This is a genomic window from Roseovarius halophilus (ex Wu et al. 2025) (assembly GCF_047086965.1).
In genome coordinates, this window is sequence record NZ_JBKOTX010000059.1 from 15,712 (window position 1) to 28,241 (window position 12,530).

Below are 12,530 nucleotides of genomic sequence, written 5' to 3' on the forward strand. Positions count from 1 at the left end.
TCTTTCCTTTCATCGGGGGTCACGCCCCCCGGATTCATCTTGCCAAAAATACTCATGCGTCGGTGCGTCATGCCCAGTCGCGGCAGACGTACTTGATCTCCATGAATTCCTCCATGCCCCTGCGGGCACCTTCGCGGCCCAGGCCGGACTGCTTGACCCCGCCGAAGGGGATCGGCGCCCCCGTCACCTTGGTCCGGTTCACCGCCACCATGCCGAATTGCAGCGCCCGCGTCACGCGGTAGATGCGCCGGGGGTCATGGCTGTGCAGGTAGGCCACCAGCCCGTACTCGGTGTCGTTGGCCTTGGTCACGGCCTCGTCCTCGGTGTCGAAGGGCGCGATGGCGGCCACGGGTCCGAAGGTCTCCTCGTTCATGATCGCGGCGGTGTCCGGCACGTCCGTCAGCACGGTCGGCCGGTAGAAGAGCGGGCCCAGATCGTCGCGCGTGCCACCGCAGGCCAGCTTGGCGCCGTTGTTCAGCGCGTCGGCCACGTGCTCCTCCTGTTTCCGCACCGCCTTCTCGTTCATCAGCGGGCCGATATCGGGGTCGTCCATACCACGGCCGAGCGTCAGGTCGCGCGTCGCCTTGGCGAAGCGGTCGCAGAACTCCTCGTAGATGGCCCGCTCCACGTAGATGCGGTTGGCGCCAAGGCAGTCCTGCCCAGAAGTCGCCCACTTGGCCGCCATCGTCTCCTCTATCGCGATGTCCATGTCCGCGCCCTTGAAGACGATGACGGGGGCATGACCGCCCAGCTCCATCACCAGCTTCTTCACCGTGCCGGCGCATTGTCGGTACAGCAACCGCCCGATATCGGTCGACCCGGTGAAGGACAGCGCGCGCACGCGGGTATCCTCTGTCCACGGCTCGACCACCGTCGCGGCCCGGCCGGTGATCACGTTGAAAACGCCCTCCGGCACGCCCGCGCGCTCGGCCAGTTCGGCCAGCGCCAGCGCGGAATAGGGGGTTTCGCCCGACGGGTGCGCCACGACGGTGCAGCCCGCCGCCATCGCCGCCGCCGCCTTGCGCGTCAGCATGGCCGCGGGGAAGTTCCACGGCGTGACCAGCGCGGCGACGCCCACCGGCTCCAGCCACAGCTCGACCTCGGCATCGGGCAGGTGGCTGGTCACGCCCTCGATATTCGGGCGCTTGGATTCCTCGGCATAATACTCCACGAAACTGGCGGCGTAATCGATCTCGCCGCGCGCCTCCGACAGGGGCTTGCCCTGTTCCAGCACCATGATGCGGGCCAGATCCTCGCGGTGTTCGATCATCAGGTCGAACCAGCGGCGCAGGATCGCGGAACGGTCCTGCGGCAGGGTCATCGACCAGCCGGCGAACGCAGCCTGCGCCGCATCGACCGCCGCGCGCGATTGCCCGGCCGACAGGCTGGCGACATCGCCCAGCGCCGTGCCGTCGGCGGGGTTGGTCACGGCGATGGTTTCACCGCCCTCGCCGGCGGTCCATTTGCCGTTCACGTAGGAAAAATTCCGGACAAGCCGCGTATCGGTGACGCCGTTGCGTGTCCAGATCGCTGAATCCGACATTCGGTACCCTCCTTGTTGGAAGAATAATATCCTTTCCGCAAAGAAATCGGGGCTGAACCTTGGGGCGTTTTAAGAATTTTCTTCTGCCAAATCCGGATCTGCAGAAGATTCCACTGCGCTTACGGCCCCGCGCCCTGCTCCCGCCCCAGAAGAAGCGACAGGGGCGGCGCGGCGGGGCCCTTGACCGGCTTGGTCACGATATAGGTGAAATACCGCGCCAGCCCGATACGGGCCTCCAGCATCTCGTCGATCAGGCGCTGGTAGGCGTCGATATCGGTCGTGACGATCTGCAACAGGTAGTCGAACCCGCCGCCCAGCGCCCAACAGGCGGTGATCTCGTCGTAGTGCTGCACGCTTTCCTCGAAGGCGTGGAAGCTGGCCGGCGTGTGGTCGGCCAGCTCGGCGGCGACGAATACGGTAACATGCGGGCCCAGCTTCCTCAGGCTGATCCGCGCATGGTAGCCCTCGATGATGCCCGCCTGTTCAAGCCGGCGCAGCCGTTCCCAGCACGGGCTGGCAGACAGGCCCACGCGCGCGGCAAGCTGCGCCTTGGTGATCCGTCCCTCCGCCGAGAGGACCCCGAGAATTTCCAGATCGCGCGCGTCCAGCTTCATGCGCCTCAGGCCCGGATCAGGGTGCCGGCTTCCGACCCGGCGAGCGTGTCGAACACATGGCTGGCGATGGCGGTGTCCTGCGCGCCGGTGCCGGTGAGGTCGGCGATGGTGATGTCCTCCGCCCCGCGCCGGCCCGGCGCCTCCCCGAGGATGACCTGCCCCAGCTCGGCGGGAATGCCGCGCTCCCACAGGCCGGCCGCCTTGGCGCTGCGCAACTCGCCCATGATCTCGGTCTGGCTAACCCGGTCGGCGACATAGAGGTCGGCCTGCGCCAGCGCCCCCGGGTCGATCTCGTTCTTGCCTTCCTGGTCTGACCCCATGGCGGTGACATGCAGCCCCGGATGCAGCCATTCGGCCTTCAGGACGGGGTCGCGCGCGGGGGTGGTGGTGACGACAAGCTGGCTCCGTCCCACGGCCGCGGCCGGATCATCGGTCGCCTCCGCCTCGATTCCCAGCAGCTTGAACAGGTCACTGGCGCATCTCCGCGCCTTGGCGGCATCACGCCCCCAGACCAGCAGATGCCGGAAGGGGCGCACCAAGTGCGCGGCCTGCATCTGCAACCGCGCCTGCACACCGGTGCCGATGACCGTGGCCGTCTCGACCGTTTCCGGCGCCATGTGCCGGGCGGCCACGGCGCCCGCGGCGGCGGTGCGGATATCCGTCAGGTAGCCGTTGTCCAGAAAAAGCGCACGGACCAGCCCCGTCTGCGCCGAGAACAGGATCATCAGCCCGTTGAGCGACGACAGGCCCAGCTTGGGGTTGTCGAAGAAACCGGGGCTGACCTTGATCGCGAAGCCATCGAAACCGGGAATGTAGGCGGTTTTGACATCCACCTCGCCATTGGCCATGGGCAGGTCCATCGACAGGACGGGGGGCATCACCACCTCGCCGCCGGCCAGCGCCGTGAAGGCGCGCTCCACCACGTCGATCGTTTCGATATCCAGCGCCACGACGTCGCGCAGCTCGTCCTCGGTCATGATGCGAATGTCATTCGCCATCGCCTGCCCCCTCTTTCGCAATTTCCCGCCCAATGCGGCCGGTGGTGCCGCCGGCCCCCACGCTTGCCCGCGGACGCGTCACGCGGCCCCCGCATAGGGCCGGCCCGGCACCGTGATATCGCCAAGCTGCACGTCCTGTCCGGTCACGATGCGCGTGAACATCCCCATGTCCAGGTTGCGGCCCGTCACGATCGTGGCCGTCGGCCCGCCCGGCGTGACCTTGCCCGTCAGCACCGCCGCCAGCCCCACGACGCAGGCGCCTTCGGCGACGATCCGGTCCTCGTAGTAAAGCACCTGCATGGCATGGTAAATCTCGTCCTCGCTGACCAGCACGACCTCGTCCAGCAGCTCGCGGCACATGGGGAAGCTCAGCCGGTTCTCCATCCCGATTCCGCCGCCGAGACTGTCGGCGAGCGACGGCACCTCCGCGACCTCCACAGGGTGGCCCGCACGGATCGAGTCGTGCATCGCCGCGCCGCGCTCCATCGTGACGCCCACCACGCGGATATCCGGATTGATCGAGCGGGCGGCACGCGCCACGCCGGCGGCCAGCCCGCCCCCCGAAAGCGGCACCAGAAGCGTGTGAAGGTCCGGGCGCGCCGCCAGCATTTCCAGCCCGATCGTGCCCTGCCCGGCAATCACCAGCGGGTCGTCGAAGGGCGATATCTCGACAAGTCCCTCCTCGGCCACCAGCCGCTGCGATTCGGCCAGCGCGTCGTCCTGACTGCGGCCCGTGATGCGCACCTCTGCGCCCAGCGCCCTGATCCCGTCAACCTTGGCCCGCGGCACCAGGTCCGACATGCAGATCACCGCGCGCATCCCCCGCTGGCGTGCCGCATAGGCCACGCCACGGCCATGATTGCCCGTCGAGCAGCACGTCACGCCGGCGGCATCGCCCACGCCGGCCACGGCGTTGAGCGCCCCGCGCAGCTTGAAGGCGCCGATCGGCTGCATGTTCTCCAGCTTGAGCAGGAAATCATGCCCGGCCCGCGCGCTCATGAACGGCGACGGCACCAGCGGCGTGCCATCGGCGACCCCGCGGATCGTCCGCGCCGCCTGCATGATGTCGGCCAGTGTCGGCTGCATTCATCCCTCCACGCTGCTGAACAGGCACTCTTGCCGCGGCCGAGCCTATCGTCAACTCTGCGACAGAAGTTTTCCTGAAAACGACATCCGATGGCGTATTTCTTGGGGCGACACCCGAAGAAACCCACAGTATGGCGGCGTGACCGTCGAAATACAGGACATGACATGAGCCAGAAAGATCTCCCCTTCTCCGGCGCCGAATTCCGGCGCCGTGTCGACAAGACCCGCGCCGAGATGGCCGCGCGCGGCATCGACCTGATGTTCGTCACCGACCCGTCGAACCAGAACTGGCTGACGGGGTATGACGGCTGGTCGTTCTACGTGCATCAGGGCGTGCTTCTGCCGATGGAAGGGGATCCGGTGTGGTGGGGCCGCTACATGGACATGCTGGGCGGCCGGCGCACCTGCTGGATGGCGGATGACAACATCGTCGGCTATGCCGATCACTACGTGCAATCCACCGTGCGTCACCCGATGCAGGACCTGGCCACGCATATCCGCGCGATGGGGCTGGAGACCGCGCGGATCGGTGTTGAGATGGAAAACTACTACTACTCGGCCAAGGCCCACGAAGTACTGGTCGCGGAACTGCCCGGCGCCCGGATCGTGGACGCCACCGCGCTGGTCAACTGGCAGCGGCTGGTGAAGTCAGAGGAAGAGGTCGCCTTTATCCGCAACGCCGCCCGCATCACCGAAAAGGTCGTGCAGACCGCGCTGGACCGGGCCGAACCGGGCCTGCGCAAGAACGATCTGGTGGCCGACATCTTCCAGGCCGGGATCTCGGGCGTCGACGACATCTGGGGCGACTATCCCGCGATCGTGCCGCTCACGCCCTCCGGCCTCGATGCGACCGCCGCACACCTGACATGGAACGGCCAGCCGATGCGCGAGGGCGAGGCGACCTTCTTCGAGTTGTCGGGCTGCTATCGGCGCTATCATGCGCCGCTGTGCCGGACGGTCTACCTCGGCACCCCGCCGGCCGAGATGCTGGAGGCCGAGAAGGCCCAGGTCGAGGGGATCGAGGCCGGGCTGGCGGCCGCGCGCGCCGGCAACCGGACCTGCGACATCGCCAACGCCTTTCTGGGCGTTCTGGAAAAATACGGGATCAAGCGCGAGGGGCGCTGCGGCTATCCGATCGGCCTGAGCTACCCGCCGGACTGGGGCGAGCGTACCGCGTCGATCCGCAGCGAGGATGAAACCGTGCTGGAACCCGGCATGACCTTCCATTTCATGCCCGCGCTCTGGATGGACACGTGGGGGCTGGAAACCACCGAGACCATCCTCATCCGCGAGACCGGCGCCGCCGAGGCGGTGTGCGACGTCCCGCGCAAGATGTTCGTCAAGTCGTAGGGCCGGGCGCGGCGTGCCCGACATCCGTCGGGCGCGACCGAAACCGTCCCGGCCACGGGGTGGCATTCCACGCCGGCGCGCCGGCCCACGGCCGGGATCGAGCCTGTTTCACGGATCATGGCCAGCAGGTCGGCCTTGCCCGGTCCCGTCATGAAAGCGCCCTCGACCACCAACCTGATATGCAGCGTGCCCCCCGCGCACCCGGCTTCCTGCTCCGTCATGGCATCACTTCCGTCGGATCGTCTCCACCCGCGCATCGTCACGGACGCAACCGCCCGCGCTCAGGCAAGCACGGGCCGGCATCGCGATCACGGTGGGCGGACGGGTCAGCTTGCCGCCTTCATCAGCCCGTCCTTTTCGATCTGCGCATGCGCCATGTCCAGCGCCTTCCAGGCCCGCTCGGTCAAGGCGTCGATCTCGTCGCGGGTGATGACGAGCGGCGGCGAAATCACCATCCGGTCGCCGACATGGCGCATCACGAGGCCGTTGGCAAAGCAGTTTTCCCTGCAGATCTGCCCGGCCGTACCGGCGCTCGCCGCGAACTTGGCACGGCTGGCCTTGTCCGGGCTCAGCGCGAGCGAGCCGATGTGCCCCACGATCCGCGTCTCGCCGACCAGCGGGTGATCGGCCAGCGCCTCCCATTTTTCCTTCAGGTACGGCCCCGTTTCCTTGGCGGCACGGGCCACGATGCCCTCCTCGTCGAGGATGCGCAGGTTTTCCAGTGCCACGGCACAGGTCACGGGATGCCCCGAATAGGTGTAGCCATGGGCGAATTCGCAGGCGTTCAGCACCTCGGCCACCTCGTCGCTGACCAGTGAACCGCCGATCGGCGCATAGCCGGAACTCAGCCCCTTGGCCACTGTCATCACGTCCGGGCGGATATCGTAGGTTTCCGATCCGAACCAGTTGCCGGTGCGGCCGAATCCGCAAATCACCTCGTCGGCGATCAGCAGGATGTTGTACTTGCGGCAGATGCGCTGGATCTCGGGCCAGTAGGTGTCGGGCGGGATGATGACGCCGCCCGCGCCTTGGATCGGCTCCCCGATGAAGGCGGCGACCCTGTCCTCGCCCAGTTCGAGAATCGCCTCCTCCAACTGGCGGGCCCGGGCAAGGCCGAACGCCGCGGGGTCCATGTCACCGCCCTCGGCGTACCAGTGCGGCTGGTCGATGTGATGGATATCAGGGATCGGCAGCCCGCCCTGCGCGTGCATCGGCGACATGCCGCCAAGGCTGGCGCTGCCCACGCTGGACCCGTGATAGGCGTTCTTGCGGCTGATGATCACCTTCTTCTCGGGGTGGCCCTTCTGCGCCCAGTAGGTGCGGACCAGTCGGATATTGGTATCATTCGCCTCGGACCCGGAGGAGGCAAAGAAAACGTGGTTCAGGTCATGCGGCGTGAGCTCGGCCAGCCGGTCGGCCAGCGCGATGGCCGGCACATGGGTCGTCTGGAAGAACGTGTTGTAATAAGGCAATTCCTTCATCTGGCGCGCGGCCGCCTCGGCCAGCTCGTCGCGCCCGTACCCGATGTTCACGCACCACAGCCCCGCCATGGCATCCAGGTAATCGTTGCCGTCGCTGTCGGTCAGCGTCACGCCGCGCGCCCGCGTGATCACGCGGGCGCCCTTGGCGTTCAATTCGTTTCCCTGCGTGAACGGGTGCAGGTGATGCGCGGCATCCAGCGCCTGCAATTCGGCCGTGGGCATGTGATTGGTGATAAGGGTCATGTCATGTCTCTCGGTTCTGGATTCGGGCACTGGCGCGTGTCAGGCGCGTTCCGATCAGAATATGATCAAATGTCATGCTGTCAATCGAATCAGCTCCGGCCGTCCGAACGCTCGAGCGATTGGCGCACCTGCTCCATCCCCTGGATCACGTCCTCCCGGATCGCGCGGGCGGCAGTTTCCGCATCCCGCGCATGCATCGCGTCAAGCATCGCCTTGTGCTTGTCCGGCAGGTTCTGGGTACCCATGCGCCCGCATACCACCCTCAGCGACGGCCCGAATCGCAGCCACAGCCCATCGGCCAGATCGGCGAGAATCGGCGCCTGCGCGATTTCGTATATCCGGATGTGGAACCGGTAGTTCAGCTCAAGGTAAGCCCGCAGGTCACCGCGCGCGATCGCGCCGTCCAGCACCCCGTCCAGACCGGAAAGTTCATCAAGGTCCTCAAGGGTCGCACGCTCGGTCGCGCGCAAGGTAAGATGCGGATCAAGCCATTGGCGTGCCAGTATTAATTCGCTTATGTTATCCGCCGTCAACAGCGGCACGCCAACCCGCCGGTTGCCGCGCGATTCCAGCGCGCCCTCCGCGATCAGACGCCGGATCGCCTCGCGGACGGGCGTCATCCCCGCCCCCAGCCGGCCGGTCAACCCCTGGATCGTCACCGGCTGCCCCGGCGCAAGATCGCCGAACAGCACAAGATCGCGCAATTGCCGGTAGATGACCTCGTGCGCGGGCAGGCGCGGCGTATCTGCTGAATTTTCAGTCGTTCTGTCGGTGGCCTGCGCCATGTCAGCCGCCCTTCCCTGCACGTCCCGAATGTCGATGGTTGCGAGTTTAGCGGCTGCGTGAAAACATTACCATATTGCCAAGCGCGGAAATATTTGATCAAATCTGCCGCCAAGGCATGGAAAGTGCCGAGCAAACGGGGAGAAACCAATGCGAAACATCATCCTGACGACAACCGCCGCCCTTGCGCTGGGCGCGGCCTCGGCCACGGCCGAGGAAGTGCGCGTCTACAACTGGTCAGACTACATCGACGAGGACCTGCTGACCAAGTTCGAGGAGGAGACCGGCCTCGACCTGATCTACGACGTCTTCGACAGCAACGAATTGCTGGAAACCAAGATGCTCGCGGGCGGGTCGGGCTACGACGTCGTCGTTCCCTCGGGCACCTTCCTGCAGCGGCAGATTTCGGCGGGCGCCTTCCAGAAGCTCGACAAATCCAAGCTGCCCAACCTCGAACACATGTGGGACGTCATCCAGGAACGGACGGCAACTTACGATCCGGGCCACGAATATTCCATCAACTACATGTGGGGCACGACCGGCATCGGCGTGAACGTGGACGAGGTGAAAGAAGCGCTCGGCGACGATGCGCCCATGGGCTCGCTCGACCTGCTCTTCGACCCCGAAAACATGGAAAAACTGGCCGATTGTGGCGTTCATTTCCTCGATGCACCCGTCGAGATGATTCCCGCGGCGCTCGCATGGCTTGGCGAGAACCCCGACAGCCACGACCCCGATATCATCGCCAAGGCCGAGCCTGTTCTGGCCGCCGTGCGCCCGCATGTGCAGAAGTTCCACAGCAGCGAATACATCAACGCGCTGGCCAATGGCGACATCTGCGTGGCCTTCGGCTGGTCCGGCGACGTGCTGCAGGCGCGCTGGCGCGCTGAAGAGGCCGATAACGGCGTCAACATCGCCTACAACGCCCCCAGCGAAGGTGCGCTGATGTGGTTCGACATGATGGCGATTCCCGCGGATGCGCCCAACCCCGAAGGCGCGCACAAGTTCCTGAACTTCATCATGGACCCCGATAACATCGCCGCGGCCTCGAACTATGTCTACTACGCCAACGGCAACAAGGACTCGCAGGAACTGCTGGTCGAGGACGTGATCGGCGATCCGGCGGTCTATCCCGACGAGGACACGCTGGAAAACCTCTACACCACGCGTCCCTACCCCGCCAAGGTGCAGCGCGTCGTCACGCGCATGTGGACCAAGATCAAGTCGGGCACCTGAACCCGATCGACACCAGGCCCGCGCAGCACCGGCTGCGCGGGCCGCTTCTTTCTGGGCGGGGACAGCAGAAACATGAGCGAAACAGCCTTTGAACCGTGGAACGATCCCGAGGCGACGCCCCTGATCCGGTTCCGTGACGTCACCAAGCGCTTCGGTGACTTCACCGCGATCGACAAACAGACCTTCGACATCTACGAACGCGAATTCTTCGCCCTGCTCGGCCCGTCGGGCTGCGGCAAGACGACGATGATGCGGATGCTGGCCGGTTTCGAGACACCGACGGAGGGCACGATCCTTCTGGGCGGCGAGGATATCGCGCCGATCCCGCCCAACAAGCGGGCAGTGAACATGATGTTCCAGTCCTACGCGCTGTTTCCGCATCTTTCCGTCTGGGAAAACATCGCCTTCGGCCTGAAACGCGCCGGGATGGAAAAGGCCCGCATCGCCGAACGCGTGGACGAAATGCTCAAGCTCACCCGGCTCGAGAAATTCGCGCGACGCAAGCCGCACCAGATATCGGGCGGCCAGCGGCAGCGCGTGGCGCTGGCGCGCAGCCTTGCCAAGGCGCCGAAACTGCTGCTGCTCGACGAACCGCTGGGCGCGCTCGACGCCAAGCTGCGGCAGGACACCCAGTTCGAGCTGATGGACATCCAGGAAAAGACCGGCACCACCTTCGTGATCGTCACCCACGACCAGGAAGAGGCGATGACCGTGGCCAGCCGCGTCGCGGTGATGGATCACGGCAAGATCATCCAGGCCGACACGCCCGCCCATATCTACGAACAGCCCAACTCGGTCTATGTGGCGGATTTCATCGGCGAGGTCACGATCCTCGACGGGACGGCCACCAAGGTAGAGGGCGGCTACGACGTCACCTTCGCCGAAGGCCAGCCGACGCTCTACGCCCAGACCGAGAGACAGTTCACGAGCGGGCAGTCCTGTCACCTCGCCATCCGCCCAGAGAAGATCACGATCTCCGCCGAGAAACCGGCGGACCGGCGGAACGTCCTCCGGGGACGGATCCACGACATCGCCTATCTCGGGAACATCTCGACATACCGTGTCGAACTGGACAACGGCCAGATCGTCAAGGCCCAGACCGCGAACACCCGCCGCCTCGCCCTGCGCCCCTTCACGTGGGAAGACGAGGTCTGGCTGAGCTGGACCGACACGGCCGGCGTCCTGCTGGAGAGCTGACGGATGCGCCGCTTCGCCCTGATCATCGTCCCGTACCTGTGGCTGCTGGCGCTGTTCCTCGTGCCGTTCCTGATCGTCCTCAAGATCAGCCTCAGCGACATCGCGCTGGCGATCCCGCCCTACACCCCCACGCTCGATCTCGGCGCCGGCTGGGACGGCATCAAGCGTTTCTTCGCCCAGCTCGATTTCGAGAACTTCACATTCCTCGCCACCGACGACCTCTACTGGAAGGCCTACCTGTCCTCCGTCCGTATCGCGGTGGTGGCCACGCTGTTCACGCTTCTGGTGGGCTATCCCATCGCCTACGGCATGGCGAACGCGCCTGACCACTGGCGGCCCACGCTCATGATGCTGGTGATCCTGCCCTTCTGGACCAGTTTCCTGATCCGGGTCTATTCCTGGATGGGGATCCTCTCGGGCGAAGGGTACCTGAACCAGCTGTTGCTGGGGCTGGGCCTGATCGGCGAACCCCTCACGATCCTGAACACCAACGTGGCCGTCTATATCGGCATCGTCTACACCTACCTGCCCTTCATGATCCTGCCGATCTACGCCGCGCTGGAGCGCATGGACGCCTCGCTGCTGGAAGCCGCGGAAGACCTCGGATGCTCCCGGCTCTCGGCCTTCTGGCTGGTCACGGTACCCCTTTCGCGTAACGGGATCATCGCGGGCAGTTTCCTCGTCTTCATCCCCACGATCGGCGAATTCGTGATCCCCTCGCTGCTGGGGGGCTCCCGGACATTGATGATCGGCAAGGTGCTGTGGGAGGAATTCTTCAACAATCGCGACTGGCCCGTCGCCTCTGCCGTCGCCGTGATCCTGCTGTTGATCCTGATCATCCCGATCATCCTCTTCCAGCGCAACGAACAGAAACAGCGGGAGGCCGAGGGATGAGACGCCTGACATGGTTCAACACGACGTCGCTGACCCTCGGCTTCGCCTTCCTGTACCTGCCGATGGTGATCCTGATCGTCTACAGCTTCAACGACTCCGAGCTGGTGACGGTCTGGGCGGGCTTCTCCACCCGGTGGTACGGCGAACTGATCCGCAACGAGGCCTTTCTCGACGCCGCCTGGGTCACGCTCCAGGTCGCGGTCATCAGCTCGACGATCGCCACGGTGCTGGGCACCATGGCCGCCTACGTGCTGGTCCGCGCGGGCCGGTTCGTCGGCCGCACGCTGTTCTCGGGCATGATCTATGCCCCGCTGGTCATGCCCGAGGTGATCACGGGCCTCTCGCTGCTGCTGCTCTTCATCGGGATCGGTCTCGATCGCGGGGTCTTCACCATCGTGCTCGCACACACGACCTTTTCCATGTGCTATGTGTCGGTGGTGGTGTCATCGCGACTCGTCAGCTTCGACCGCTCGCTCGAGGAGGCCGCGCTCGATCTCGGCTGCTCGTCGATGCAGGCCTTCCGCCTCGTGACCCTCCCGATCATCGCACCCGCGGTCATCTCGGGCTGGCTGCTGGCCTTCACGCTGTCGCTCGACGACCTCGTGATCGCCTCCTTCACGGCCGGGCCGTCGGCCACCACGCTGCCCATCAAGATCTGGTCGTCCATCCGGCTCGGCGTCAGCCCCGAGATCAACGCGCTGTCCACGATCCTGATCGCCATCGTCGCCATCGGCGTGATCTCGGCCTCGCTGATCACCAAGCGCGCGACCCTGCGCCGCGAAGCCGAGGAGCGCGCGGCCGAAAAGATCTGAGCCCGCCTATAAAAGGCGTGGCTGCGCCACACAGCATTCCCGGACGAGGGGCGCTGCCCCTCGTGCTCCCCGGGGTATTTCGGCCAAGAAGAAACCCACGCCCCCGCCCGGCATCTTCTCGGCCAAATACCCCCACCGGAGGCACCGTACATCTGCCCCGCTGACCTGCCACGGGATTTTTCCTCCATTTGGAATTAGCAGGTCGCTGAAGAAGTCTGTTTGTAAGGACGTTTTCCCGTCTTCCGTGGTTTGAGGGCGGTTTCTCCTGAGACTCGCCCCCCGGGCTCAGGATG

Annotated in this window: 11 protein-coding genes; 5 read left to right on the forward strand and 6 right to left on the reverse strand. The window is 65.5% G+C overall.

The window, feature by feature from the left end:
* Nucleotides 1-67 precede the first annotated feature (67 nt).
* From ACH107_RS13560 to eutB, 4 genes are all read right to left on the reverse strand, one after another.
* Nucleotides 68-1,543, reverse strand: coding sequence for an NAD-dependent succinate-semialdehyde dehydrogenase (locus ACH107_RS13560; protein WP_412506284.1), 1,476 nt, complete (start codon nucleotides 1,541-1,543; stop codon nucleotides 68-70).
* Between the two features lie 119 nt (nucleotides 1,544-1,662).
* Nucleotides 1,663-2,157 carry an Lrp/AsnC family transcriptional regulator gene (locus ACH107_RS13565; RefSeq protein WP_412506285.1) on the reverse strand — a complete coding sequence of 165 codons (495 nt, stop codon included), beginning with the start codon at nucleotides 2,155-2,157 and terminating at the stop codon, nucleotides 1,663-1,665.
* A gap of 5 nt (nucleotides 2,158-2,162) precedes the next feature.
* Nucleotides 2,163-3,155, reverse strand: a complete 993-nt coding sequence (locus ACH107_RS13570) for a cyclodeaminase (RefSeq protein WP_412506286.1) — start codon at nucleotides 3,153-3,155, stop codon at nucleotides 2,163-2,165.
* A 78-nt stretch (nucleotides 3,156-3,233) separates the two neighbouring features.
* Nucleotides 3,234-4,241 carry a hydroxyectoine utilization dehydratase EutB gene (gene eutB, locus ACH107_RS13575; protein ID WP_412506287.1) on the reverse strand — a complete coding sequence of 336 codons (1,008 nt, stop codon included), beginning with the start codon at nucleotides 4,239-4,241 and terminating at the stop codon, nucleotides 3,234-3,236.
* 165 nt (nucleotides 4,242-4,406) lie between these two features.
* Here eutB and doeA point away from each other — a divergent pair, with 165 nt between their 5' ends.
* Complete coding sequence (gene doeA / locus ACH107_RS13580) at nucleotides 4,407-5,591, forward strand: ectoine hydrolase DoeA (protein WP_412506288.1); 1,185 nt, start codon at nucleotides 4,407-4,409, stop codon at nucleotides 5,589-5,591.
* Between the two features lie 326 nt (nucleotides 5,592-5,917).
* Here the strand turns inward: doeA and ACH107_RS13585 are convergent, their stop codons facing one another.
* A complete protein-coding gene (locus tag ACH107_RS13585; RefSeq protein WP_412506289.1) occupies nucleotides 5,918-7,315 on the reverse strand; it encodes an aspartate aminotransferase family protein in 1,398 nt (465 codons plus the stop codon).
* Nucleotides 7,316-7,404: 89 nt separating this feature from the next.
* The gene (locus tag ACH107_RS13590) at nucleotides 7,405-8,100 is read right to left on the reverse strand and encodes a GntR family transcriptional regulator (RefSeq protein WP_412506290.1); all 696 of its coding nucleotides are present in this window, start codon (nucleotides 8,098-8,100) and stop codon (nucleotides 7,405-7,407) included.
* A 148-nt stretch (nucleotides 8,101-8,248) separates the two neighbouring features.
* Between ACH107_RS13590 and ACH107_RS13595 the strand changes: the two genes are divergently transcribed.
* From ACH107_RS13595 to ACH107_RS13610, 4 genes are all read left to right on the forward strand, one after another.
* On the forward strand, nucleotides 8,249-9,334 hold the full coding sequence (locus ACH107_RS13595) for a polyamine ABC transporter substrate-binding protein (RefSeq protein WP_412506291.1): 1,086 nt from the start codon (nucleotides 8,249-8,251) through the stop codon (nucleotides 9,332-9,334).
* 72 nt (nucleotides 9,335-9,406) lie between these two features.
* The gene (locus ACH107_RS13600) at nucleotides 9,407-10,531 is read left to right on the forward strand and encodes an ABC transporter ATP-binding protein (RefSeq protein WP_412506292.1); all 1,125 of its coding nucleotides are present in this window, start codon (nucleotides 9,407-9,409) and stop codon (nucleotides 10,529-10,531) included.
* Nucleotides 10,532-10,534: 3 nt separating this feature from the next.
* Complete coding sequence (locus tag ACH107_RS13605) at nucleotides 10,535-11,425, forward strand: ABC transporter permease subunit (RefSeq protein WP_412506293.1); 891 nt, start codon at nucleotides 10,535-10,537, stop codon at nucleotides 11,423-11,425.
* Complete coding sequence (locus ACH107_RS13610; protein ID WP_412506294.1) at nucleotides 11,422-12,237, forward strand: ABC transporter permease; 816 nt, start codon at nucleotides 11,422-11,424, stop codon at nucleotides 12,235-12,237. The genes ACH107_RS13605 and ACH107_RS13610 overlap by 4 nt, the downstream gene beginning before the upstream one ends.
* The last annotated feature ends 293 nt before the right edge of the window (nucleotides 12,238-12,530 follow it).

Excerpts from the sequence above, each read along its gene's own strand:
- ACH107_RS13560 (WP_412506284.1), bottom strand. The coding sequence starts at position 1,543 with ATGTCGGATTCAGCGATCTGGACACGCAACGGCGTCACCGATACGCGG.
- ACH107_RS13565 (WP_412506285.1), bottom strand. The coding sequence starts at position 2,157 with ATGAAGCTGGACGCGCGCGATCTGGAAATTCTCGGGGTCCTCTCGGCG.
- ACH107_RS13570 (WP_412506286.1), bottom strand. The coding sequence starts at position 3,155 with ATGGCGAATGACATTCGCATCATGACCGAGGACGAGCTGCGCGACGTC.
- eutB (WP_412506287.1), bottom strand. The coding sequence starts at position 4,241 with ATGCAGCCGACACTGGCCGACATCATGCAGGCGGCGCGGACGATCCGC.
- doeA (WP_412506288.1), top strand. The coding sequence starts at position 4,407 with ATGAGCCAGAAAGATCTCCCCTTCTCCGGCGCCGAATTCCGGCGCCGT.
- ACH107_RS13585 (WP_412506289.1), bottom strand. The coding sequence starts at position 7,315 with ATGACCCTTATCACCAATCACATGCCCACGGCCGAATTGCAGGCGCTG.
- ACH107_RS13590 (WP_412506290.1), bottom strand. The coding sequence starts at position 8,100 with ATGGCGCAGGCCACCGACAGAACGACTGAAAATTCAGCAGATACGCCG.
- ACH107_RS13595 (WP_412506291.1), top strand. The coding sequence starts at position 8,249 with ATGCGAAACATCATCCTGACGACAACCGCCGCCCTTGCGCTGGGCGCG.
- ACH107_RS13600 (WP_412506292.1), top strand. The coding sequence starts at position 9,407 with ATGAGCGAAACAGCCTTTGAACCGTGGAACGATCCCGAGGCGACGCCC.
- ACH107_RS13605 (WP_412506293.1), top strand. The coding sequence starts at position 10,535 with ATGCGCCGCTTCGCCCTGATCATCGTCCCGTACCTGTGGCTGCTGGCG.
- ACH107_RS13610 (WP_412506294.1), top strand. The coding sequence starts at position 11,422 with ATGAGACGCCTGACATGGTTCAACACGACGTCGCTGACCCTCGGCTTC.